This is a genomic window from Cupriavidus sp. GW821-FHT02F09, assembly GCF_059421605.1.
Genome location: NZ_JBWKVH010000001.1, coordinates 362,488 through 386,373 on the forward strand (window position 1 = coordinate 362,488; position 23,886 = coordinate 386,373).

Here is a 23,886-nt window from a genome sequence, read left to right on the forward strand (position 1 = left end):
AAGGGGCGAGAGGTGGTGAGAGGGCCAGTGCCTTGAACGGATTCCTACCGGATTCCTACCTCAATCCCGCCGCGCGCCAGGGCGCATGGCGCTGTAGCCTTGCCTGTTCGCGCTGTAGCAGCGGGGCATAGCTGTGCAATTCCTGCGGCGCGATGTCGTAGGCGCGGCGAAAGGCGCGCGTAAAGCTCGATGCATTGTTGAAACCGAGCCCTGAGGCAATGTCCTGCACCGCCATGTCAGGAAAGCGCACCAGTTCATCGGCCGCCGCCCGCAGCCTGCGGCTGCGGATATAAGCGGCCAGGCCACCTTCATGCATGAATAGGCGGTACACGCTGGCGCGCGACAGATGCAGCGATTGCAGCACGCTGTCAGGGCTCAGGTCGGGGTCATGCAGATTGGCCTCGACATAGCGCCGCACCTGTCCGTACACCGCCGCCCGCACCGCTGCGCGGGCGTTGCCGGAGAGCCCCGCGTGCCGGCTGAACGCCGCGGCCAGCAGTTCGATCGCGGTGCGAAACGACCGGTCGGCTTCCTCTTTGCATAGGCCTACGATTTGTCGATTCAGTGCCACCAGATGCGAGATCAGCACCCGCATCAGCGGTGTGGTGGCCTCAACCAGGCGGCCATGCAGCGAGGCGGCATCGGGGAAGGCCATTTCCACCAAGGCGCGCGGCACGAAAAACAGCAGCATGCGGCCATGAAAACTCCGGATGGTGCACGGCTGGTCCATGTCCAGCGCGAGGATGCTTGGCACGCCGTGCCACTGCGGCGCGTTCAGCCCTGGCTTGCCGCCCAGGAATTGGGCGGGCGCGCCTTCCAGGAACACGCTGAAGGTAATGTCGCGAATGTTCTCTGTCGACACGCGCCCCAACGAGCGCTCGGCCAGATTGGGGCTGGTGCGGATGTCGAAGAAGCTCAGATCGTCGATGGAGTAGCGAGACAGCGAGGCTTCGAACGTCTGCTCGCCTTGCGCCGTGGCAGGCCGGATATCGTAGACCGGGCTCATCCGCTCCTGCCAGGCCAGCAAGCTCTGGCGGGCGTCGCCTTGCACGCTGAAACTGCTGTGCGCGATGCCGGGCGCTAGCACGGGCGGCTCTGGAGGCAACAACAACCGGCTTAGCGGCATGCGCGCGGGCAAGAGATTGTTCGTGCAGGGGTGCGCATGGCTGATTTCCTTCCAGATATGCCCGCCCGGTGCCGGGGGATTGTCGATTGAGCGCTAGCCCACCCCGTGCGGGCTAATATGCGGCCAAGAGCATAACTTGTCCGGGCCGCCCAGGCTAGGGGGGCCGCCGATGGGGAAAACCCGGATGCGAGAGCTTGGCCGGAACCTGCCGATGGTCTTCAACGGTGCCTTGCCTACCAATCCCGCACCCGGCCCGTATCCGCATGCACGAACTGCTCCTGCGGATAGAAGCCCACGCCGCCGGCGCGCAGCGAGAGCGCGGCGTCGCGCAGGTCGGACAGCGCAACGCCGGGCAGGCGGATATCGATGGCTTTGCCGTCCATATGCAGGCTATGGCTGGCCACGCCGCCACCGCGCGTCTTGCGCAGCCGCGCATTGGTGGCGGGGCTGCGATAGCCGGAGATGACCTGGAAGGGGGCCGCGCAGCACAGCGTTTGCCTCAGGCGGTAAAGCAGCGCGAACAGTTGCGGATCGATCACGCCGACCTGGCCCGAGTAGTGATCGCGCAGGAAGCGATTGAGCGCGGCCAGTGACTCGGGCACGAACTGATCGCCGACGGCGTAGACCAAGGCGATGCGCTCGCCGGTGTGGGTGTGCTCGAAGGACAAGCTGCGGGCATCGGGCAAGCTCGCCAGCGCGGACCGGGCCGGCAACGGCAGCAGCGTGCCAGCCAGCACAAGCCCGCCGGCGTGCCGCAGGAACAGGCGGCGAGGATCGCTGGGCGGTTTGGTCATCGAAAGCACTCCCCTTTGGTGCAATTGCCCTATCTTGCCTGCGTGCTGGCCAAGGCGGAAGCCCGCAGGCGGGCGGACCGTTGCCGCAGCGCCTCGTCAAGCACGCTGTCCAGCCCATAGATATCCGGGAAGAAGTAGACGCGAGCGTCAGCCTTGACGATGGCCGTGCCGTAGGCAAGCACCACCGGCAAGGGCTGGCGCAGCCGCAGCGTGCTGGATTCTCCCTTCTCCATGGCCTCGCGGATGCGCGCCTCGGTCCAGCCGGGCGTGTCCTGCAGCACGAAGCCAGCCAGCGCCTCCGGCGCCTCGACACGGATGCAGCCGTGGCTCAGGTCGCGCCGGTCCCGCGCGAACAGTTGCGGGGTGGGCGTGTGATGCAGGTAGATGTTCTCGTTGTTGGGGAAGACGAACTTGATGTCGCCAAGCGCATTCATCGGCCCCGGGCGTTGCCGTATGCGCAGTTGGCCGCGCTGGACGGCATCCAGGCTGGCGGCCGACAGGGTGGTGATCACCTTGCCCTCGCCACTGACGAACTCGAAGCCTTGCCGCTCGAAATAGCCGGGATCGCGGCGCAGCCGGGGCACGGTTTCCGCGCGCGCGATGGACGGCGGCACGTTCCAGTAAGGACTGAACTCGATGAAGCGCATGTCCTCCTTGAACAGCGGCGTGCGCGTATCGAGCGCCTTGCCCACGATCACCTTCATCTCCGCCTTGACCTGGATGGCGCCGCCGTGGATTTCGTAGGCGCGCAACACGAACTCCGGCACGTTGACCACGATCATGCGCGGGCCCTCCAGCAGGGGCGTCCAGCGCAGGCGCTCCAGCGTCAGTTCGATCTGCCGTACGCGGCCGGCGAGCGGCGCGTTCAGTTGGGCGAACGTGCCCGCGCCGATGGCGCCATCCGCCTCCAGCCCGTGGCGGACCTGGAACGCCTTGATGCCCTCCACCAGTTCGCCTTGGTAGCGTTCCGGGACTGGCGTGGCGGCGGGCAAGTCGCCTAGCGCGATCAGGCGCTGCGCCAGCACCGGCAGCCCGGCGTAGGCCTGCCCGGGCACCAGCTTCCTGCCGGGCAGCGGCGGCAGCGGTGCCTGCCAGGCCGGGTGGCCTGCCAGCGCGCGGTAGCGTGAAAGCGCCGCGCGCAAGCTTGCGTAGAGCGGGAACGACGGCGCCGCCTGCCGGACTGCCTCGGGCAGGTCCTGCCCGGCGATGGCTGTGCGCAGGAGGCGCGACGGATCGAACTGCCGGTCCGGCGCCGGGGCAAATTTCTCGTGGATCGTGCCGGGATCGACCCGGCCGCCATGCAGGTCGGCGAGATAGCGCTGCATTGCCGCCGTCAGCCTCTCGTCAAGCGAGGCGGCGGCTTCGGGCGCCAGCGGCAGTCCATCCGCGGCCTGGCCCAGCGCGCGGCGCAGGCCGTCGGCATCATAATCGCGGGGTTCCAGCCCGTCGGCCGGGGCGCCGTCCAGGATGCCGGCGGCCTGCCAGGCCTGGGCATTGGGATGGCCCTGGGAAAACCAGAGCGCTGCTGGCGCTGCCTGTGTGGCCAGCGCGAGCCCATGGCAACTCAAGGCCCATGCGGCCAGCAGGCCGGCCAGGACCCGGGGCGCGGCCACGCCGTTGCGTCGGATCCGGGAGGCGCCTCGCATCAATCCGCCCGCCGCCGGCATGATTCCCGTCGTTCATCCCGTCGTTCAGCCCGTCGTTCAGCGCATCGTTCAGCGCATCGTTCAACGCGTCGTTCCCGGGGCGTCCTCATTCCTGGATCTCGCTGCGCACCATCAGCACCGGCTTGTTGCTCTTGTGCACCACGCCTTCGGACACGCTGCCCATGACCAGGCGCCGGAAGCCGCGGCGGCCGTGCGTGCCGATCACGATCAGGTCCGCATTCCAGCGGTCGGCTTGCTCCACGATCGTGGTGGAGATCTGCCCGGGGGAAACGGGCTTCTCGAGGATCAGCGTCGAATGCGGGATGCCGGCATCCGCCAGGCGCGTGGCGGCCGCTGCCAGCGCATCGCGTCCCGCGGCCAGGATGCCTTCCATCAGTTTGTGGGGGTCGTAGCTGCCCGCCGTGAAGAAGACATCGTTGTCGTCCGCCACGAAGAGCACCTTTACCTCGCTGCCGGTCGCCTTGGCCACCGTGATGGCCTGGCTCAGCGCAAGTTCCGAAGAGCGGCTGCCGTCCACCGCGAGCAATATTCTCTGGTACATGGTCCGTGCCTCCTGGCTGGATGTCGCCATGTTGCAATGTCGATAGGCAAGCGCGCATTGGGCCGGCCTCCATTAGCAGCTTAGCGGGCTGGGCACGGGACGTATTGATGCACGTCAAGCCACCAGGGCGATGCGCGCAAAGCGGGCAAACGGCGCGGGGCTCCGGGAAAGCAGCAAATGCCATGATCTACATCAACACCATGCTTGCCCGGGCGTACAAACTGGAAGCGTCGGCTGCAAGCTGCGGCGCCTGTCTTTTCTTTAGCGGGAGGTACAAGATGTACAGCAAGATCCTGGTTGCCGTGGATGGCAGCGAGTCCGCCGATCGGGCGCTGGAGGAGGCGCTGCGCCTGGCCGCGGCGATGCACTCGGAACTCACCGTGGTGCATGTGATCGATAACAGCTACCTCAGGTACGAGGTCGGCTACATCGACCTGACAGACCTGCGTGCCGGCCTGCTCGAAGGCGGGCAGATCCTGCTGGACGAAGCCAAGGCCAAGGCGGCGGCTGCGCAGGTGACATGCAAGACGCTGATGGTGGATGAAGCCCTGGCGCTGGGCGACGTGGCCAACGCGATCGAGCAGGTGGCGCAGCAGACCGGCGCGGAGTTGCTGGTGCTGGGCACGCACGGTCGGCGCGGCGTGCGGCGCTTGCTCATGGGCAGCGTCGCTGAAGCGCTGGTGCGGCAATGCCGCCAGCCGGTACTGCTGGTGCACGCGCCACAGGCTGAGGCGAACGCGGCCACAAAGCCGGCATCAGGCTCGACGGTGAAGCCATGACCCCAACGTTGCCGGCTGCCGCCAGGCGGCGGCGCCTGGCATGCCGGGCGCTCGCCGGGGCTGCCGTGCTGTGCTGCGCAGCAGGCCTGCCGGCGCCCGCGTGGGCAGGCCCAGCCGCCGACAAGCGCGTGCTGGATGCCGACGAGCTCGATGCACGCTGCGAAGCCGTGCTGGCGCGCCTGATTGCGCGCAACCCCGGCGCGCGGGCCTTGCTGGACAAAGCCAGCGGCGTGCTGGTCTTTCCCGATGTGCTGGCCGGCGGCGCGGTGGCGGGCGTGGAGCAGGGCGACGGCATGATGCGTGGCGCAGGCGGGGATAAGGCCTACTACCGGCTGATTGGCGCCTCGCTCGGGGCGCAGGCGGGCATGGCATCCAGGGCCGTGGTGCTGGTGTTCCTGACCGGGCAGGCGCTGGAACGCTTCCGTGCCAGCCAGGGCTGGACCGTGGGCGTGGACGGGTCGGTGTCCGTCCTGAGCCTGGGCATCGGTGCCAGCGTGGATAGCAACACCGTGCGGGGCGATATTGCGGGCTTCGTGCTGACCAACGGCGGCATCATGATCAGCCTGTCGCTGGTCGGCACGCGGATAACCCGGATCGAGAGCTGAGGAGCCATCGATGGAAAAGATCCTGATCGTTTATTACTCGCGCACCGGCACGGCGCGCCAGGCCGCGGAAGAACTGGCGGCGCAATCCGGCTGGCCGCTGGCGGAAGTCGGCGACCAGGCCAGCCGCGCCGGCTTGCTGGGCGATGCACGCTGCGTGCTGGATATCTTGTTGCAGCGCCATGTAGGCTACCGCTACGCCGGCCCGGCGCTGGACGATTGCCAGCGGCTTGTCATCGTCGCGCCCATCTGGGTCGGCCACCTGGCTGCGCCCATGCGCAGCTTCCTGCGCGACCACATGCCACTGGCCTGCAAGACGGCGGTGATCTGCGTGATGGCCCGGCAAGGCGCTTTCAGGGCGGCAGAGGAGGTCGCCCGCCTGGCCACGGAGCCGCCGTCGCCGGTACTGGCGCTGCGCCAGGCCGACGTGGCCAGCGGGGCGGCAATGCAGGCCCTGCGCGCGTTTGCCGAGCAGGTGGAAGCCGCCAACGGCCGCAGCGGCGGCGCGCAGCGGCCAGCATGGCTGTCGCCCAAGGAAGCCTGAACGGGCAAGTTTCCACGAACCGCGCAATCAGCCGGACAAGACGGTCTCGCCTATGCGCACCACATGGTGCCATTCATCGCTGCCCAATGGCTCCTGGGCGCGCCGTTGCCACTCCAGCACCTGAAGGTCCGCCTCTGAAGGATCGCCGCCCTGGCGCGCGCGCGTGACGATCCGTTCGCGCAGGGTGGCCAGGCTTGCATGGCAGTCGACGATGGAAAAGCCAGCTCCCCGGCGCGCGGCCAGCGACGCGAACCGCCGCCGCTCGGCGCGCGCGAGGAAGGTCGCATCGGCAATCATGGGGAATCCGGCGCCACTGCCCAGCCGGCAGATTGCCAGCAGCCGCCGGTAGACGCGGGCGGTGTGTTGCGCCGTGTAAAGGTCGCCGTGCGCGGCCGGATTGCCATGTGCAAGCGCAAGGCGTTTGCGCTCCACATCGGCGCGCACGCGCACCATGGCCGCGGCCAGCGCGAGCTGGTGGGCAACGGTGCTTTTGCCGCTGCCCGAGAGGCCATGCATGATGGTGATCGCGCCCGGATTGCGCGTCAGCGCGGCGCTGGCCAGCGCGAGCAGATCGTTGCAGCGCATCTGCGCCGCCGCCATTTCCGCGGCGGTGCCGGTTCCCGCCGCGCTGCGCTGGCGGGCCCGCTCGAGCAGCACGCGGGCGCGCACCACGGCGCGCAGCGCCGTGTAGAACGGCAATATCGCCAGGCCGGCATAGTCGCCGCTGCACTCCAGGTAGGTATTGATCAGCCGGTAGGCCAGGTCTTGCCGGCTGGCATGGAGCAGATCCATGAAGACAAAGGCGGTATCGCTGATGGTGTCGATCCAGCGTAGCCCGGCATCGAACTCCAGGCAATCGAATGGCGTGGGCTCGCCGTCGATCAAGGCGATATTGCCAAGGTGCAGGTCGCCGTGGCACTCCCTGACATGGCCGCTTGCCAGCCGTTTGGCAAATGCCGGTTGCAGCGCCACGGCCCGCTCGCGCAGCAGCGCCGCCACGCGTGCCGTCGCGCCGGTGCCCGAGGCGAGGGCGGCAACGCCCGCCATGGCTTGTTGCGCCACCGCCGCGATCCGTGCCGGCGTGCCATGCCCCGTGCCGCCGCCGGCGACCGGCGCAGCCAGGTGGATCGCGGCAAGCCGGCGAGCCAGCGTCTCGACATGGGTGCCGGTTAGCCGGTTTGTCTGCGCCATCGCGCAGAACAGGTCTTGCTGGCGGAAGCGGCGCATCTTTACCGCGTACTCCAGCGCTTGGCCAGTACCGCCTACCCGGACCTCCCCGGGGCCGGGTCCCGCCACGATCGGCACCACGCCGAGGTAGAGCGCCGCCGCCATCCTGCGATTCAGTTCGAGTTCGGCCTGGCAATCCGCCTCGCGGGCGGCCAGCGTGCCGAAGTCCACGAAGTCCAGGCACACGGGCTTGCGCACCTTGTAGGCAAAGGGCCCGGCAAGGAAGACTTGCGAGATGTGCGTCTCGATGAGGCTGACCTTGCCCACCGGATGCGGGTAAGCCGCGGGTCGCATCAACGCTTGCGTGAGTACCGCCAGTTCCATGCCGCGCTCTCCCAGGTGCCTGTCTCCGCGATCGGACAGGTCATGTACCCATGCTATGCACGTGCCTGGAAGTTAGCTTGATGCGGATCAAGCCAAGCGGCAACCACGCGCCTATATTGAAGCGGAACGAGGGTTCGGCGCGGCAGGCCACGGGCGTGACAAGCCGGTGCCAGCAAGCGGCGGCAACCGGAGGCGGCGATGAAGATGACAGTTCCCCACCCAGGTGCCATGCTCGGCTGCGTGCGCCGGCGCGGCTTTGCGGCCTGCCTGGCGGCGGTGCTTTGCGCTGGATGCGCGCCGGGACCCGAGTGGTGGCGGCCGCCCAGGCCCAAGGCCGACACTGTCGCGCCCGCCGCCTCGATGCATGCCTGGAATGCCATGTGCCTGTCCGATCCGTTGCTGGCAGCCGCTGCCATCGAGGCGCCGCGCCAGCCGGCGCACAGCCAGGTCTAGCGCGCGAAACGGAAATGACCACTGTGCAGCACGATGTGGTGAGCCGCGGTCATTTCAAACAGCTGCTGCGCCACGCATTCGATATCCTCGCGGTGCCCTTCGAAGGCTTGGATGAGGTCGTCCGGCCGGTACGAACGCGCACCGAAGTGGTCTTCCAGTGCCTCCGCCGTGATCGCGTAGCTGGCCGGGATGCCGTCGACGCTGGCAGCGCACTCGAGACAGAGATCAGCCGGGCGATACGAGGGGATGGTTTTTGCAAAGACGATCTTGATGGTCATGGCATCGACCCCCGGGAAGAGAAACAAGGAAGGTGCAAAAATGACAGCGCAAAAAGGACGGCGCAATGAAGTGCAAGGCGGAGCACGGGAAAGGCGAGCGCCACGGGCACGCCGCGGCAGCTTTCTGCCAGTCTAGGCACTACGTTTGCAGCCGCAAGCCGAACCGTGCGCGTTTCCTGATCAACGTCAAGCCAACGTCAACCAGGCGCGCAAGATAGTGGGCCGCGCGCTCACTGCTTGCGCACGGCTGGCAGGGGCGGATTGCGCAATGGCGCCCGCCTAGATGCGGTCCAGCGCGTCAAGATCCAGCAGGGTCACGCGTTTGCCCTTGACCTCGATGAGGCCGTCGCGCTGGAAGCGCGACAAGGTGCGGCTGACGGTCTCGAGCTTCATGCCCAGGTAGCTGCCGATTTCTTCGCGCGTCATGCGCAGCGCGAGGTCGCGCCGGGAGTAGCCGCGCGCATGCTGGCGCGCCGAGATATTGAGCAGGAATGCCGCCACGCGCTGCTCCGCGCACAGGCTGGCGAGCAGCAGCATCACGCCCGATTCGCGCACGATCTCGCTGCTTAGCATGCGGTGCACGTGCTGCTGCAGCGAGCGCATCTCGCGGCAGAGCGCTTCTAGCAGATGGAAGGGAATGACGCACACCGCGCTGTCTTCCAGGGCGATGGCGTCGCAGGCGTGGTGCTCCGTGCAGATGCCATCCAGCCCGAGCGTCTCGCCGGTGAGGAAGAAGCCGCTGACCTGCTCGCAGCCGTTCTGGTGCGCCAACACCGTCTTGAACGATCCGGAACGCAGCGCGTAGATGCTCTGAAAGGCGTCGCCGGCCCGGTAAAGCGCTTCGCCGCGCCGGACCATGCGCCAGTTGTGGATCACGGCATCGAGCCTGGAGCGATCCGCATCGTTCAGGCTGCCACCCATGCAGATGGCGCGCATGGCGCAGCTTGAGCAATTTGCCTTGCGGGACACCGTGGCCGGCGGGGTGGGTTCCAGGGGCAGGAAATCCAGCAATTGGGGGCTGTGAAAGGCCTGGGGCATCGCCGCAGGCGCTTTCGCTTGCTGTTGCAGGTACGCTGACATGGCTGATTCCTTTGTCTCTGGTCTCTGGTCTCTGGTCTCTTATCTCTTGCCGCTGGCCGCCCGCACTGGCCACTGCGCTCGGCCGTGTTTGCCGCCCCTGCCGGGCAAAGGGCTGCGCGCGCTATGCCGCGGTGTGTTCCGGTGCCGCCGCCCGAGCGCTTATCTTCTGCGCCGCAAGGCGCAGCAGGGTGCTGCGCAACGCGTCGAATTCCATGGTCTTGTCGAAGAAGTACGACGCGCCGGCCCGCAGGCAAGCACTGCGCATTGGCGGCGCCGGGCAGTTGCTCAGGACGACCACGATCGCCTGGCGGCGCATTCTTCGCAGGCCCTGCAGTGCGCTCAGCTCCGATCGGCCATGCCTGCTCAGGCTGAGGATGACAATGTCGGGCAGCAGGATCTGCGCGGCCAGCAGTGCGGCACGTGGCTCGCGGGCCAGGGCGAGCAGTTCCACTTCCTTGATCGATCTCAGCATCCTGGCCTGCCGCGCGCCGATCAGGGCGGAGTCCTCGAGCAGCAGGACGGTCAAGCGTTCAGGAAGCGTCATGGAATCCATGCAATCGAGTATGGCTTGCGCCGTGGCGGGCAGAAAGAAGCGGTGGCTGAGAGTGATGTCGGAAAAAGGCGGGACCCTGTCAGGCAATCCTGACAAAGACCATCGGCTATTCGGACGATGGTAGCCTGCTACGCCCACCTCGCCATATTGCGAACACATCACAGAGGGCGTGTGCATTTCGCTCAAATCGGCTACCTTTACAGGAGAGCCTCCGGCGATCCTCGCGGGATCCACGCAGGACTTGCCACCCTCCGGGAACACTTCGCGACCAGCCATGGCGACCAACGACCCTCCTTCACCGAATTTGCCCCCCGCGCCGAAGACATCGCTTCACGCCACGCTTGGCGAACTGGCGGCAGGCGGCGCCGTGCTCGTGCTGCTCCTGCTGCTGGCACTGTGGTTCATTACCGTGCTTGCCCCCCGGCCAAGCGGCCTGGCCGCACCGATGCTCGGCGCCTGGGGCCTGGCTGTGGCCGTGATGCTCTCCCTGCTGCTGGTGCGCCTGCGGCGGCTGCGGCGCGCGGGGGAAGACAACCTGGCGCGCATCCAGGGCAGCGAGGCTCGCCTGGCAGGGATCATCCGCTCGTCGATGGAAGCGATCATCACGGTGGACGAAGCGCAGTGCATCGTGTTGTTCAACCCCACGGCAGAGCGTCTTTTTGGGTACACCGCCGCCCAGGTGACCGGCCGCCCCCTGGCGGACCTGATTCCGGCACGCTTTCGTATGGCGCATGAGGCGCACGTACGCCGGTTCGGCGTCACCGGGGTCACGGACCGGCAGATGGGCCAGCAGCGGGCACTGCATGCGCTGCGCCAGGACGGCACGGAATTCCCGATCGAGGCCTCCATCTCCCAGACGCAGGACGGTGCCGGCAAGCTGTTTACCGTCATCCTGCGGGACACCACGGAGCGGGTGAGGGTGGAGGCGGCCTTGCGGCAGTCGCGCGAGGAGCTCCAGCAACTCTCCGACCGGGTCCAGGCGTCGCGGGAAGAGGAACGCCGCCGTATCGCCCGCGAGTTGCACGACGACCTGGGCCAGCGCCTGAGCGCGCTGAAAATGGATCCGGCTATCCTCGCCAGCGACCTCAAGGACGCCGGAACGGCGCCTGCCTTGCTGGACCAGGCCGCCGCCATGCACCTGGTCATCGACGAAACCGTGGCTTCGGTGCGGCGCATCGCTGCGGACCTGCGCCCGGCATTGCTGGACGAGCTTGGCCTGATCCCGGCGATCGAATGGCTGGCAAAGGAGTTTTCCGCTCGCTACGGCGTCAATGTCATCACCCATGCCGCCGAAGAGGAAGACGTCGGCGAGCACGCGGCCACCGCGGTATTCCGTATCGTGCAGGAGGCGCTCAGCAATGTCGTGCAGCATGCCCAGGCCGACCGGGTCGATATCGAGCTGGTTCGCCAGGACGACCATTTTGAGCTGACCGTACGGGACAATGGCCGCGGCAATGCCGCCGCGCAGCCTCCCGGTGGCGAGCGGGTATCGCTGGGGCTGGTGGGGATCCGGGAGCGCGCACGGCTGCTTGGCGGCACCGTAGCGACAAGCCAAGCGCCTGGCGAGGGCTTCTGCCTGACCGTGCGCTTTCCGTTGGCCACGGCCATAAACACCGCCCCAACCACGAGCGAGGAGGCAAGCCCGTGATTCCCGTGATGATTGCCGACGACCACGCCGTGATGCGCGACGGGCTGCGCCACATCCTGAGCCGCGCGGGCGGCTTCGAGGTGGTGGGTGAGGCGGTGGACGGCGCCGCCGTGCTGCAGATGGCGCGTGACTGCAAGGCCCGGGTCATCCTGCTGGACCTCTCCATGCCCGGGCGTAGCGGGCTGGAGCTGATCAGGCAATTGCGCGTGGAGCAGCCCGAGCTGCGTATTCTGGTACTGACCATGCACGCCGAGGAGCAGTACGTAGTGCGTGCGTTCCGGGCCGGGGCGGCGGGCTACCTGACCAAGGAAAGCGCGGCCACGGAGCTGGTCAGCGCCATCGGCAAAGTCGCCGCGGGCGGCACCTACGTGAGCGCCGCGATGGGCGAGAAGCTGGCCAACAGCCTGCAGGACGAGCACCGCGGGGATCCCCACCTGCGCCTGTCGGACCGCGAGATGGAAGTCTACCGCCGCCTGGTGCTGGGCGAGCCGCTGACCGAGATCGCCGCCGCCTTGTGCGTCAGCGCCAAGACCGTGAGTACCTACAAGATGCGGCTGATGGAAAAGCTGCGGTTGCCCAGCGAGGCGGCGCTGGTGCGCTATGCGATCCAGCATCGCCTGTTTGGCGAAGGCGATATCTAGCCCCTGCGCTTCCCGAGCTTCCTGCGCTTGATCTGGGACAAAGTGCGGCCGGCGCGCTGTGCCACCATGAACTGGACCGGGTCTGCCAGCAGGCATGCTCGCCAATACATGGAGCACATCATGGACTACCGGACCGTGCTGGTTGCGCTCGGAGCGGATCCCGACTGCGCATCTCGCGTCAGGATGGCTGCCGACCTGGCCGCCTCTTTTGGCGCGCATGTCACCGGCGTCAGCGCCACCGGCCTTCGCCTGGACCCGGTCCGGGGCGCGGGCGATGACGTTGCGCGGCATATGGCGGCGTCGCGCGGCAGGCTGCTGTCGCAGGCCACGCTGCAGGGCGAGATACTGAGCGGCACCATGGCGGCGCATGCGCCGGGCGTGCCGTTCTCGCACCGCGTGGTCGAGGAGGAGACCGGCTGGGTCCTGGCGCAGGAGGCCCGCGTAGCCGATTTGGCGGTGATGGCTCGGCCGGTGGCGACGCAGGAAGTGCCTTCCCTGGGCGCCGGGGCCGCCGAGTACGTGCTGCTCAACGCCGGGCGCCCGGTATTGCTGGTGCCGCAGGCGTTTCGCCGGCTGCATGGCGGGCACGTGGCGATCGCATGGGACGGGCAGCGCGAAGCGGCCCGGGCCGTGGCCGATGCCATGCCTTTGCTGCTGCGCGCCAGCCACGTCACCATCATCGGCGTCTGGGACGATCGCGGCGAACCGCGGGCAGACTCGGAGCCGGTGGCCGGCTTGCGGCATTACCTGCAGCGCCATGGCATCGTGGCCGGCGTGCGCAACGTGCAGAAGGCGGGGCCCGTCGCAGCCAGTCTGCTCGACGCGGTTGGCGCGCTGGGGGCCGACATGCTGGTGGCCGGGGGCTACGGGCACTCGCGCATGCGCGAACTAATCATGGGCGGCACCACGCGCACGTTGATGCATCACGCGCCGGTGCCTCTGCTGTTGTCGCATTGACGGAGCGCGCCATGCAGCTGCAATTTCTCGGCGCGACCGACACGGTCACGGGATCCAAGTATGTGCTCGACACCGGCCGCAGTCGCGTGATGGTGGACTGCGGGCTGTTCCAGGGCTACAAGGCGCTGCGCCTGCGCAACTGGGACCGCTTGCCGGTCGATCCGTCCACACTGGACGCGGTAGTGCTCACGCACGCGCATATCGACCATAGCGGATACCTGCCGCTGCTGGTGCGCAACGGCTTTCGGGGGCGGGTGTTCTGCACCATGGGCACCGCGCAGCTGTGCCAGATCCTGCTGCCCGACAGCGCCCACCTGGCACAGGAGGATGCGCATTACGCCAACCGCAAGGGCTACTCGCGGCATCAGCCGGCGTTGCCGCTCTACGACGGCGCGGACGCCGTGCGCGCCTTGCGCCGGCTCGACCCGTTTCACTACGACACGCGGGTGCGGGTGACGCCCGACGTGGAGGCGGAGTTTCATCGCGCCGGACACATCATCGGCTCGGCCATCGTGACGCTGCACGCGGATGGCAAGCGGATCGTGTTTTCCGGCGACCTGGGACGCCAGAAGGACATCGTGATGCGCGCCCCGGAGATCCTTCGCGAAGCGGATCACTTGCTGGTCGAGTCCACCTACGGCGACCGCGGCCATCCCGCGGAGGATCCGCTCGACACGCTGGGCGAGGTCGTCAGCCGCACCATCGGCCGCGGCGGCAGCGTGGTGATTCCCGCGTTTGCCGTCGGGCGCACCCAGGCGCTGCTGTACTGCCTCTACAAGCTGCGCGAGCAAAACCGCATTCCCCAGGTGCCGGTCTACCTCAACAGCCCGATGGCGATCGACGCCACCACGATCTTCGCCCTGCACCCGGACGAACTGCGGATCGACCGCGCGGCCTGCGCGGCGGCCTGCCATATCGCCATCCTGATCCAGAGCATGCAGCAGTCCATGTGGCTCAACCGTGACCGCGCGCCCAAGATCATCCTGGCCGGCAGCGGCATGGCAACCGGCGGGCGGGTGGTGCATCACCTGGAGACCTATGGGCAGGATGCGCGCAATACGATATTGCTCTCGGGCTTCCAGGCCGCCGGTACCCGCGGCGCGGCGCTGGCCTCGGGCATGCGTGAACTGCGCATCCATGGCAGGCCGGTTGCGATCCAGGCCTCGGTGGAGCAGATCACTTCGCTCTCGGCCCATGCCGACGCCGATGAGCTGATGACGTGGCTTGGCGGCTTCGGCAGCCCGCCCCGGCAGACCTTCGTGGTGCATGGCGAGCCGTGCGCGAGCGACGCCCTGCGCCAGCGGATCGAGCGGGAGCTGCGCTGGGCGGTCACGATGCCGGAGTATCTTCGTTCGTACGCGCTGGATTAGGCAGGCATGGCAAGCGGTGGCCGGCGGCATCCCCGCCGGCGTCTCGGCGGCCTTTTCGCGGCATCTCAGCCGGCATGGATGGCCCGCTTCTGTGTAGCGAGCGCAGGCGACTTTGACTGGTGCAGCGTCAGGAATACCGTCCAATTATCTTATCTCGGTGCGCCAGTTGCCATTGGCGCACGATCGAACCGCTTCGGCTGCAACGATTTTCGGTGGGCATGGATGCCGACGCGATACCCGAAAACGATGGCGGGCCCCAAGGTGGCGCCCGGCCCCGGATAGGCGCCCTTCAGGACAGATGCCATGTCGTTGCCGCATGCGTAAAGCCCTTCGATGGGCTGATCCCGCGCGTCCAGTACGCGGGCATCGTTGTCCGTACGAAGTCCCGTGCAACTCGCCGCGTCGGCGGGGAACACCTGGACGGCGTAGAAGGGCGCGACCTGGACGGGACCCAGGCACGGATTAGGCTCCTGGTTCGCGTCGCCGTTGAAGCGGGAAACAGTACTCTCGCCTTTACCAAACGCGCTATCCCTGCCCATTGCCACGTCGGCGTTGTACAACTTCACGGTTTCCGTCAGCCCGGACGGGCTCACGCCAATCTTCTCCGCCAGCTCTCCGAGCGTTGTTGCACGACTCAGATAACCCGAACGTATGAACGGACGAAGATCGCGGCAATGCGGCGGGACAACGCCGACGCCATACTTCCGCACGAAATTGTGGTCGCAAATGAGATAGGTGGGCAGGTTCGACTTCATCGCATAGCCGGAACCCAACATACCTTCCACGAAATGGTGATAGGAAGCCCCTTCATTGACGAACCGCGTGCCCGCAGCGTTGACGGCAATGAGCCCGGGCTTTGCCCGATCCAGATACAGATGGGGAAACAGCCTCCAGCCGCCCTGTTCATCCGGAACCCGGGAGACTGGTTGCCAAAGAAAGTCGCTGGCGTGGCGTTCGAGCGTGGCACCCACGCCTTGGGCAGCCATCAATGCGTCGCCGCGGACCGCTGAGGGGGTCAGTGACTCAAACGTCGAGGAAGGCAGGTTGGCCCGCAGCGTCGCGTTGTGCCCGATGCCGCCCGTCGCCAGCACGATGCCGTGCTTCGCACCGATCCGCATGGTCTGGCTATTGCACCGGACGACGACACCCGAGACACGGCCATCAGCTTTCTCGATCGACAGAAGTCGGGTGTCAAAGCGGATGGCCACGCCTGCCTTTCTCAGTGCATAAAGCATCTGGCCTACCAGCGCATTGCCCATGACAAGACGAGTCCCCCGGCGGTACGTGAGCAGGTCCCGGGTATAACGCAGTACGAGCTCCATCGAGCGTCGGAATGCGGCCCATGACCGGTACCGATTCAGCAGTGCAGCGACATCCGCCTTGTTGACCATCATGCCGTTGAGGACGAGAAAGTCTTGAAGCGGTGGACGCACCCGGTCAAAGTCATGCCCGAGTTTTCGCCCGTCGAACTCCGTTGGGGAGAGCGCTCTGCCGTAGACAGCGGCGCCTGGTTGATCCAGATAGTCGGGATGCTGGCCCGAACTGACGAATGCCAATCCGCATTGGCTCTCGAGGAAGTCGATGGCCGGATTGGCGCTCTCCAGGAACGCTTGCCGCCTCCCGAGACGGTCATCGGCGCCAATCAAGGCGTCTAGGTACTGGGCGCCGGCGGCGACGCTGTCCCCGAACCCGGCTTGTTGACCGTGACAATTGCCGGGAAGCCATAGCGTCCCGGCAGACGTCGCGGTAGTTCCGCCCACCTGGTGCGTCGCTTCGCAAATCAGCACGCTGAGCCCGAGATGGGCTGCGGTCAGGGCCGCGGTCATCCCGCCGGCACCGGCACCGCATACTACGAGATCGTAGTTAGACATAGTTGCAGAACTATCCAGTCTACTTTGACGACGCAAGCTGCCATTGCAGCAAGGAGAAGGGTGGGTTGGCGCGGGGGTGATGTTCGAAGACGCCGACCACTTCAGCGCCAATCACCACATCTTGCAGCGGATCTCCGAGGAGGTTGCCGACAATGCGTACATTGCCGGCATCCGGGAGTTCGACCAGAACAGCAAGGTAGGGAGGACTTCCGTTCAGTGCGTCGTGGGAAGCGTGCCAAACGCGCTCCCAGCTATAGATCCTCCCTCGTGCTTCGACCTCTTGCCATCCGGGGTCAAACTGTAGGCATTGATGACACAGCCACTCCGGACCGAACTGCCATGTCTTGCAATGCTGGCAACGCTGAACCATCAACCGTCCTTCGTGCAGGCCATTCCAGAAGGGAGCAGAGAGGCCGTCCGATTCGGCTATCGGAATGGGCAGGCCTGGCGGCAGGTATGGGGTGTCTACGGTTCGAATCGTCATTGCGCAGCCTCCTCGGACGCCAGCAGCAAGTTGCTGACGGGGGATACCATCGGGCCTCCAATCACGAGAGCAACGTCGTTCCTCGGAGCCTGGTTGCACGACGTACCTCGAATCTGTCGAACGGCCTCGAGCACTAGCTCGAAGCCGTGCATGTAACACTCGGCAAGATTTCCACCACTGGTATTAAGGGGCAGTTTTCCCGATGGAGCGATGAGGTTGTCGAGTGTCAGAAACTCGTTTGCCTCGCCGGGCTTGAAGAAGCCGTGTTCTGCCAGCGCCATCACGACGCCACCCGTGAAGTTCTCGTAGCTCTGGACAACGCCAACGTCGCTCGGTCCAATGCCCGCCATCCTGAAGAGGTCAGGCGCCACCGTGTCGAAGCTCGCACTGCCATACAAAGGGGAGTTGTGTGGGATGGCGCCAGTGCGGTGCCCGGAGCCAGAGGCGGCGCCAAGGACGTAGGCCGCCTTTCCGGGAAACTCTTTTGCACGCTCGGCTGACACCAGGATCAGAGCAGCGGCGCCGTCATTCTCCATGCAGCAGTCGAAGAGGTGAAACGGTTCGGCGATCCATCGCGATTGGTCGTACTTCTCTTTGCTGAGCGGTTTGCCATACATCACGGCCCTGGGATTCGACTGGGCGTGATGGTAGGAAGCCAGTGCAATTGCGCGCAACGCTTCCTGGCGAACGCCGTGATCGTGCATATATCGCTGCACGCGCATCGCGAATCGTTGCGGGGGCGCCAAGACACCGTACGGCATGAGGTACGCCTTCTCCCCAGAAATTGTATCGATCCCGGTCGTCCGGCCAAATCGTCCGAACTGTCCCTGAGCGAGCGAACGGAAAACGACGACGCAATCTGCGAGGCCGGCTTGAATCGAGGCGGCGCCATTAGCTACTGCGCCACAGCATCCTCCACCTCCACCGCCCCATTGCATTGTGGTCGCCCGTAGCCTTGGAAGACCAAGAGCCGCGGCAATGCGTGAAGGGTCGTTCCTGTCATCGCTAAATGACGAGAATCCGTCAATCTCGCGCGGGTTAATTCCGGCATCCTGGCAGGCGGCCAAGATGGCCTGAAGCGCAAGTTTGAACTCGCTGTCAGGGGATTTTCCGTGGCGGTAGTACTGACTTTCGCCAATGCCGACGACCGCGACTTGCCCTTTCAGGGTGCGACGACTCATTGCGGGTACTCCCGGGCGACGTTATGTTGGAGGGGGGGCATATTCGGAGTCAGAGGCGGATGTTGTACTTTTTGATGACGGGATTCCATTGACCGACTTCGTCCTGAATCAGCTTCTGCAGGTCGTCACCGCTACCACTGCGCGGTTCCACCTTTCTATCGGTGAGGATCTTGCGGACTTCCGGCTCAGCCACTGCTTTTGCAATGGCATCGCGCAGCTTCCGCTGGACTTCAGCGGGTGTGCCCTTGGGGGCCAGGACGCCAAACCACGCTTGGCTCCTGAATCCGGGTACGTTTTCGGCGATGGCAGGCAAACCAGGGACGATGTTGCTGCGTGCCGGGCTGGCTATGGCGAGGTAGCGGACCTTTCCCGAGCCGACCAGTGCTGCGCCGTCAAGGCCTGTTACGAACGCCGCTTGGATCTGGCCGCCGACAAAGGCGGCCATTAGCGGCGCACCGCCGCTGTAGGGGATGTGCTGAAGCTTTAGTCCCGCCATCTCGTTGAAGTATTCGCTGGTCAGGTGTGACAGCGAACCGTTACCGACAGATCCAATATTCATGGAGGCGCCTTGCTGGTGGGCGAGCGTGAGGAACTCCTTCATCGAGTGAGCTGGGCTGTCGGCAGGCACGGCGAGAAACATTGGCGTGATTGCGACTGTGGAGATGGGCTGGAAGTCCTGAAGCGGGTTGTAGGGCACCTTTCGCATCAGTTGCATGACTGCGTTCGGCCCGGTGTTGCCGAATACGAGCGTGTATCCGTCAGGGGCCGACCGTGCGACAAGGTCCACCCCAATGGCGCCGCCGGCTCCCGGCTTATTCTCGACCACAACCGGCTGCCCCAGAATCTCGCTCATCGGCTTTTGGATGACGCGAGCCAACTGGTCAGTGCTCCCACCGGCGGCATAAGGGACGATGAGGCGGATAGGCTTGTCCGGGTATTCCTTGGCGAGAGCCAAGGAACATGAGACAAGCAGGGAGAGGGCGAGCGTTGCACTTAGGTGTGGTAGCCGGGGGCGCATGGTGTGTCTCCTTAGGTGCGGCTCAGTTGGCCGCTCGAGTCATCTGTCCAGGTAGCTGGACCAGTAGTTTGTCGCTCGATCCATATGACGAAAGATCAAGCGTTCTGCCTTCTGAATGTCTCGGTTGCGAATGTGCTCCAGCATCTGGTGGTGCTCGAGCGCCGAAGCTTGTCCTTGTGCACGGTCTTCAAATAAGACAGTCCGGCGCCGCGCCGTAAAGCGATAGAACGCATTAAGGGTTCTAACGAGCACCGAGTTGTGCGCCGCATCGACAATGGCAATGTGGAAGTCGGTATCTTCCTCGGCGATGTTCCGACCCTCGGACAGGGCAGCATCGGTTCGCCCAAGGATGTCCGCCATTCGCGACAGATCACCGTCAGTCCGACGCTGGCATGCCAGACTCACGGCTAAAAGTTCTAGATGCGCGCGGACCTCCATCGTTTCGGCAACTTCGGTGGGCGAAGGTGTTGCGCCCATATCTGTCAGCAGAACCAAGGCCTCGAAACTACTGTCGCGCGACATGTGGCGCAGATAGATGCCAGAATTCGGCCTCGATTCAACGACCCGCAGCGCCACCAAAGTCGCCAGGGCTTCGCGGACCGAGTTGCGCGCCACGCCCAGGCGCTCCGCCAGGTCGCGCTCCGAAGGGAGTCGATCGCCAGGTTGCAGGCGGCGGTCCTGCAAGTAGGCAAGGATGCCTGCGATAACGCCTGAGCCACCTGTTGCGCGTGATTCAGCTGTTGCTTCCGCTGCGTGAGGCATTATGTTTTCCTGCGAGGCGCTAGCCATTCCAATCAATGCTCAAAGGTCCAGAACGAGTGTCTTTGACCGGGCACCCGAGCAACACACCATCAATGACTGGTTGGCCTGCTTTTCGTCATCGCTAAGGAAATCGTCCCGATGATCTGCTTTACCTTCGATGATTGTGGTCCGGCAGCTACCGCAAACGCCGCTGCAGCACGAATAGGGCACCGCAACACCGTTATCGAGCAGTACGTCCAAAATGGTCTTTCCAGCTTCGACACGCAACGCCTTCCCGCTTTGGCGCAGCACGACTTCGAAGCCGCCATCCGTCGCGGCATCCTGCGAGGCTGAAAATCTTTCGTAATGGACTGTCGCAGGGTCCCTGGCCTCGGTGACGGACAAGAAGTCGTCGATCATTCGAGTGGGGCCGCAACAGTACAAATGGGTGCCGGCGGACAGCGTAGCTACAGCATCGCTGATGCTGAGGCGAGGGCCAGATTCGGAATCATGGAAGTGGTGTACCCGCCCGCGGCCGGCATCGATTCTCTTAAGCTCGTCCGCGAATGCCGTCTCTTTTGGGGAGCGGCTCGCGTACATGAGTGCCCAGTCACAGCCAAGCGCGTCGAGCCTGCGAATCATGGACATGACCGGGGTAATGCCGATTCCGCCGGCAAAAAAGACGGCCTTGGATGCGCGCTCGTCGAGAGGGAAGTCGTTCCGAGGAGTCGATGCTCGAATCGTGTCTCCGACGCGCAGCCTGTCATGGGCCCATCGCGACCCGCCGCGACCGTTAGGCTCGCGCTGCACGGCGACCCGGTAGTAGACAGGATCTTGGGACGCCGCATTCGCGAGCGAATAGCTGCGTACCATTCCTGGCTGCAGGTGGAGATCGATATGGGCGCCGGGATGAAAGCCCGGCAAGGGCTTGTCATCTGCGGAAACAAAGTCAAACGAAGCGATTCTTTCGGCTTCGAACGTGATTCGCTTCAGACGAATCTCAATCAACGAGGCACTCATGCTTACTCTCAGATCGACGCGTTAGGGCGTGTAACCAAAGTCTTTGCCGGGTTCCGCGCGCATAACTTCGGCGCCGAGCTTCATCCAGTCACCGTCCTTCGGAATGGTCAACGACACAGCGCGCCAGCGGAATGACGCCGGGGCATTTGCCGAAGGAGGAATCTCGTTAGCATTGGCGAGCTTTTTCACCGCTTCGAGCAGCACGCGTCGGGTGCGTGCGACACCGCTGTCGCTGGTTCCCAAGTGTTCCTTGCTGCGGTCGAAGATCGGTGCAACGCCGGACTGACATGCTGCATCCTGGATCCACAGACCAGGCATGCCGGAGTTGTACGTCTGCACCTGGAGTTGATAGTCGAACTGATAGGCGTTGCCCCGGTTGTACTGGCTCCAGTACGTGTGGTACGGCGCGGTCACCGGGCGCTTCTCGAACGCAGCATCGGAATGGTGGCCCGTCTCCCGGCCCTTATGTCCGTCCTGGAACAGTTTCCGGGTCTTCTCGTAGAAGGGCTGGGAAGGGTGGTACGAGAACATCAGGCAAAGAGTGTGCTCGTCATCGATGGGAACCCACGCGTGGCCGCTCAGTTCGGGGAACTGAGACTGTGGGGGCACAAGCGTCCAGAACGGCATGAGGAACTGATTGACGCGGACATAGTTGTCACCATCCGCGGTCTTCCGACGTGCGCCAATGCTGACGCCGGCATCGTGCTGGATACATTCGAAGGTCGGACTCAAGTCTTGAGCCTGCTTCCATTGGTTGATCACGCCTCCGTCAACGCGGCCATGGAGGATGGCCGCGTGCGCCGAGTCGATTTCACCTTCCAAGGCCTGGAGCCAATTGCACTCCTGGACGCGCATGGAAACGGCGACCTGTTCCTCAGGCACCATGTTCCACTCCATGTCCGGGAGTTCCGGGGCCGCGTTGGCGTCGGCGCCCATATACGCCCACAGGATGCCGTTGCGCTCCTTCACTGGATAGGCCTTGATCTTCATGCGGCTGCACATCGGACTGTCGGCAGGCTCGCATGGCATTTCCTTGCACTGACCGCTGACATCGAACTTCCAGCCGTGATAGACGCAACGCAGACCTTCGTCCTCGTTGCGACCGAAGACCATCGGCGCACCGCGATGCGGGCAGGCATGGTCGACCAATCCCACCTTGCCGGCGCTATCTCTGAATGCCACCAGATCTTCGCCCAGTAGCCGGACCCGATACGGCTGGCCGCCAGGAGTGACGTCCGAGCCCTTGAGAAACGGAATCCAGTACAGCCGCATAAGCGCGCCCATAACCGTACCTGGACCGACGCGTACCAGCAGTTCGTTGTCTTCGCGAGAAAGCATGTAATATTCCTGTAATTGGTTCAACCAATTTGGTAGAACCAATTGTATTTCGCGGAGACCTCCGTGTAATCCGGGATAACCCTAGGGCGGCCTGCTGTTCTGTGCGGAACGCCGCGTGTCCGTGCGAGCGGACCGCCTTTCTCGCGTCTTGCTATGCCGCGTCGAACAAGACGAGTGCTGATACCCATTGACTATCCGCAGTCCATCTCACTAGAATAGTTTGGTAGAACCATTAAACGGACCAACCAAAGCGAAGCCGAGATGTGCGGGCAGTGCGGCGGCCCGTGGATGGCGGCCCTGCAGCGCTGTCTGTGGGCGGGACAAATTTGAAGCGGCAGAAGAGCGGCTGCTTGAGGAGGAGATAGACGTGTTTGACCAGGATCGGGTTGAGTCTTTGCCGCAACATGCGGCAGCGACTGCGAAAGGAAAGGGCGTCCTGGATGGCGTTCGTGTCGTTGATTTCACCCACTTTGTCGCTGGGCCGCTGGCGACGATGACGATGGCTGACTTTGGTGCCGACGTCATCAAGGTGGAAGCGCCCGTGAAGGGGGATGATTTCCGGTACTACCCGCCAATGGACCCGGAAATTCCGGCGCAGGGTGCCCCCTATCTGTGGACCAACCGCAATAAGCGCAGCATCGGCATCGACATGAAGTCGCCGGAGGGCCTTGCGCTCGCGAAGGCCCTGATTGCCGAAGCCGACGTCTTGGTTGAGAACTTCTCAACAGGCGTCATGGAACGCTTCGGTTTGGACTACGAGACCTGCCGCGCACTCAACCCTCGCTTGATTTACTGCTCGGTCTCGGCGTATGGCCGGACCGGCCCGTATGCGGATCGTTTGGGATTTGACCCGATCGCCCAAGCCGAAAGTGGGTTCATCTCAATGAATGGCTACTCGGACCGTCAGGGGGTCCGAACCGGCGCCGCGGTGATGGATATCAGCACCGCGATGATGGCCACGAACGCGATTCTGCTCGCACTGTTGGGTCGTGAGAAGGATGGGGAGGGGCAGTTTGTCGAAGTCGCACTCTTCGATACAGCCATTCTGATGACCGGGTTCGCGGCGATGCAGCATCTGACCACCGGTTACGAGCCTCAACGTAACGGGAATACCAGCCCTGACACGTGTCCCTCTGGCGTTTTTCACTGCCAGGACGTGCCGTTTTACATCAACTGCGGCAACGACGGGATCTTTGTCCGGCTGTTCGAACAGGTGCTCGAGCGCCCAGACATCGCTCATGACCCTGTCCTGTCGAAGCGGGCCAATCGTCTGGAACGACGCGATGAGCTTTTCAAGCTCATGGGAGAAGAGTTCGGCAAGCATCCGTGGGCCTATTGGCAGCCGAAGCTCCGTGCCGCTGGGGTCCCGAGTGGCCAAGTCAAAACGCTTGCGCAGGCACTCTCGTCGGACGAAGCCGCATCGCGGAACCTGGTAAGCCGGATCGAGCATCCGGTGAAAGGGTGGATTCCGAACATCTCCACGCCGCTCAGGCTTAGCCGCACGCCTGCGCGCGCAGCGAAGGCCGCGCCTGCAGTCGGCGCTGACACTGAGCAGGTGCTCAAGGATGTGCTCAAGCTCAATGACCACCAAATTGCTGAACTCACCGCCTCCGGGGCGTTTGGTGCGAAGTAAGACGACTCAGCCACGC

The 23,886-nt window shown here is 64.8% G+C and carries 24 protein-coding genes; 9 read left to right on the forward strand and 15 right to left on the reverse strand.

Annotated features, from left to right (window positions below; all coding sequences use genetic code 11):
* Positions 1–55 precede the first annotated feature (55 nt).
* The 4 genes from AC07XB_RS01850 to AC07XB_RS01865 all read right to left on the reverse strand — a co-directional run bounded on the left by AC07XB_RS01850 (position 56) and on the right by AC07XB_RS01865 (position 4,128).
* The gene (locus tag AC07XB_RS01850; RefSeq protein ID WP_492827204.1) at positions 56–1,087 is read right to left on the reverse strand and encodes an AraC family transcriptional regulator; all 1,032 of its coding nucleotides are present in this window, start codon (positions 1,085–1,087) and stop codon (positions 56–58) included.
* Positions 1,088–1,359: 272 nt separating this feature from the next.
* Complete coding sequence (gene mepK / locus AC07XB_RS01855) at positions 1,360–1,920, reverse strand: peptidoglycan L,D-endopeptidase MepK (RefSeq protein WP_492374936.1); 561 nt, start codon at positions 1,918–1,920, stop codon at positions 1,360–1,362.
* 29 nt (positions 1,921–1,949) lie between these two features.
* Positions 1,950–3,566 carry a L,D-transpeptidase family protein gene (locus AC07XB_RS01860; RefSeq protein WP_492827202.1) on the reverse strand — a complete coding sequence of 539 codons (1,617 nt, stop codon included), beginning with the start codon at positions 3,564–3,566 and terminating at the stop codon, positions 1,950–1,952.
* A gap of 106 nt (positions 3,567–3,672) precedes the next feature.
* A complete protein-coding gene (locus tag AC07XB_RS01865; protein WP_492827200.1) occupies positions 3,673–4,128 on the reverse strand; it encodes a universal stress protein in 456 nt (151 codons plus the stop codon).
* Between the two features lie 182 nt (positions 4,129–4,310).
* Here AC07XB_RS01865 and AC07XB_RS01870 point away from each other — a divergent pair, with 182 nt between their 5' ends.
* From AC07XB_RS01870 to AC07XB_RS01880, 3 genes are read left to right on the forward strand one after another with little or no spacing between them, the layout of a single operon-like run.
* The gene (locus AC07XB_RS01870; RefSeq protein ID WP_492827198.1) at positions 4,311–4,907 is read left to right on the forward strand and encodes a universal stress protein; all 597 of its coding nucleotides are present in this window, start codon (positions 4,311–4,313) and stop codon (positions 4,905–4,907) included.
* Positions 4,904–5,512 (forward strand): lipid-binding SYLF domain-containing protein, encoded by a 609-nt coding sequence (locus AC07XB_RS01875; protein ID WP_492827196.1) that lies wholly within the window; start codon positions 4,904–4,906, stop codon positions 5,510–5,512. The genes AC07XB_RS01870 and AC07XB_RS01875 overlap by 4 nt, the downstream gene beginning before the upstream one ends.
* A 10-nt stretch (positions 5,513–5,522) precedes the next feature.
* Complete coding sequence (locus AC07XB_RS01880) at positions 5,523–6,053, forward strand: flavodoxin family protein (RefSeq protein ID WP_492827194.1); 531 nt, start codon at positions 5,523–5,525, stop codon at positions 6,051–6,053.
* 27 nt (positions 6,054–6,080) lie between these two features.
* Here AC07XB_RS01880 and AC07XB_RS01885 read toward each other — a convergent pair whose 3' ends face one another.
* A complete protein-coding gene (locus tag AC07XB_RS01885) occupies positions 6,081–7,604 on the reverse strand; it encodes a bifunctional aminoglycoside phosphotransferase/ATP-binding protein (RefSeq protein WP_492827192.1) in 1,524 nt (507 codons plus the stop codon).
* 204 nt (positions 7,605–7,808) lie between these two features.
* On the opposite strand from AC07XB_RS01885, the gene AC07XB_RS01890 reads away from it, so the two are divergent.
* Positions 7,809–8,057: a hypothetical protein gene (locus tag AC07XB_RS01890; RefSeq protein WP_492827190.1), complete on the forward strand. Its 249-nt coding sequence runs from the start codon at positions 7,809–7,811 to the stop codon at positions 8,055–8,057.
* Here the strand turns inward: AC07XB_RS01890 and AC07XB_RS01895 are convergent.
* The 3 genes from AC07XB_RS01895 to AC07XB_RS01905 all read right to left on the reverse strand — a co-directional run bounded on the left by AC07XB_RS01895 (position 8,054) and on the right by AC07XB_RS01905 (position 10,253).
* The gene (locus AC07XB_RS01895) at positions 8,054–8,335 is read right to left on the reverse strand and encodes a DUF1488 family protein (RefSeq protein ID WP_492827188.1); all 282 of its coding nucleotides are present in this window, start codon (positions 8,333–8,335) and stop codon (positions 8,054–8,056) included. The genes AC07XB_RS01890 and AC07XB_RS01895 overlap by 4 nt on opposite strands.
* A gap of 279 nt (positions 8,336–8,614) precedes the next feature.
* Positions 8,615–9,415, reverse strand: a complete 801-nt coding sequence (locus AC07XB_RS01900) for a helix-turn-helix domain-containing protein (RefSeq protein WP_492827186.1) — start codon at positions 9,413–9,415, stop codon at positions 8,615–8,617.
* 121 nt (positions 9,416–9,536) lie between these two features.
* The gene (locus AC07XB_RS01905; protein ID WP_492827184.1) at positions 9,537–10,253 is read right to left on the reverse strand and encodes a response regulator; all 717 of its coding nucleotides are present in this window, start codon (positions 10,251–10,253) and stop codon (positions 9,537–9,539) included.
* Here AC07XB_RS01905 and AC07XB_RS01910 point away from each other — a divergent pair.
* From AC07XB_RS01910 to AC07XB_RS01925, 4 genes are all read left to right on the forward strand, one after another.
* Complete coding sequence (locus tag AC07XB_RS01910; RefSeq protein WP_492827182.1) at positions 10,243–11,616, forward strand: PAS domain-containing sensor histidine kinase; 1,374 nt, start codon at positions 10,243–10,245, stop codon at positions 11,614–11,616. The two genes, AC07XB_RS01905 and AC07XB_RS01910, sit on opposite strands and share 11 nt — an antisense overlap.
* A complete protein-coding gene (locus AC07XB_RS01915; RefSeq protein ID WP_492810123.1) occupies positions 11,613–12,257 on the forward strand; it encodes a response regulator in 645 nt (214 codons plus the stop codon). Before AC07XB_RS01910 ends, AC07XB_RS01915 begins: the two co-directional genes overlap by 4 nt.
* A 120-nt stretch (positions 12,258–12,377) precedes the next feature.
* Positions 12,378–13,214: a universal stress protein gene (locus tag AC07XB_RS01920; protein ID WP_492810125.1), complete on the forward strand. Its 837-nt coding sequence runs from the start codon at positions 12,378–12,380 to the stop codon at positions 13,212–13,214.
* An 11-nt stretch (positions 13,215–13,225) separates the two neighbouring features.
* Positions 13,226–14,584 (forward strand): MBL fold metallo-hydrolase RNA specificity domain-containing protein, encoded by a 1,359-nt coding sequence (locus tag AC07XB_RS01925; RefSeq protein ID WP_492827180.1) that lies wholly within the window; start codon positions 13,226–13,228, stop codon positions 14,582–14,584.
* A 149-nt stretch (positions 14,585–14,733) separates the two neighbouring features.
* Here AC07XB_RS01925 and AC07XB_RS01930 read toward each other — a convergent pair whose 3' ends face one another.
* The 7 genes from AC07XB_RS01930 to AC07XB_RS01960 form a co-directional block, all read right to left on the reverse strand.
* Complete coding sequence (locus AC07XB_RS01930; protein WP_493688022.1) at positions 14,734–16,566, reverse strand: FAD-dependent oxidoreductase; 1,833 nt, start codon at positions 16,564–16,566, stop codon at positions 14,734–14,736.
* On the reverse strand, positions 16,475–16,939 hold the full coding sequence (locus AC07XB_RS01935; protein ID WP_492810131.1) for a Zn-ribbon domain-containing OB-fold protein: 465 nt from the start codon (positions 16,937–16,939) through the stop codon (positions 16,475–16,477). Before AC07XB_RS01935 ends, AC07XB_RS01930 begins: the two co-directional genes overlap by 92 nt.
* A complete protein-coding gene (locus AC07XB_RS01940; RefSeq protein ID WP_492810133.1) occupies positions 16,936–18,120 on the reverse strand; it encodes a thiolase C-terminal domain-containing protein in 1,185 nt (394 codons plus the stop codon). The genes AC07XB_RS01935 and AC07XB_RS01940 overlap by 4 nt, the downstream gene beginning before the upstream one ends.
* A gap of 49 nt (positions 18,121–18,169) precedes the next feature.
* Entirely contained in the window at positions 18,170–19,075 is a 906-nt protein-coding gene (locus AC07XB_RS01945; protein WP_492827176.1) for a Bug family tripartite tricarboxylate transporter substrate binding protein, read from the reverse strand.
* A 102-nt stretch (positions 19,076–19,177) separates the two neighbouring features.
* Entirely contained in the window at positions 19,178–19,900 is a 723-nt protein-coding gene (locus AC07XB_RS01950) for a FadR/GntR family transcriptional regulator (protein WP_492827174.1), read from the reverse strand.
* Between the two features lie 39 nt (positions 19,901–19,939).
* A complete protein-coding gene (locus AC07XB_RS01955) occupies positions 19,940–20,899 on the reverse strand; it encodes a PDR/VanB family oxidoreductase (RefSeq protein ID WP_492827172.1) in 960 nt (319 codons plus the stop codon).
* A gap of 21 nt (positions 20,900–20,920) precedes the next feature.
* On the reverse strand, positions 20,921–22,237 hold the full coding sequence (locus AC07XB_RS01960; protein ID WP_492810141.1) for a Rieske 2Fe-2S domain-containing protein: 1,317 nt from the start codon (positions 22,235–22,237) through the stop codon (positions 20,921–20,923).
* 367 nt (positions 22,238–22,604) lie between these two features.
* Between AC07XB_RS01960 and AC07XB_RS01965 the strand changes: the two genes are divergently transcribed.
* A complete protein-coding gene (locus AC07XB_RS01965; RefSeq protein ID WP_492827171.1) occupies positions 22,605–23,870 on the forward strand; it encodes a CaiB/BaiF CoA transferase family protein in 1,266 nt (421 codons plus the stop codon).
* Positions 23,871–23,886 lie beyond the last annotated feature (16 nt).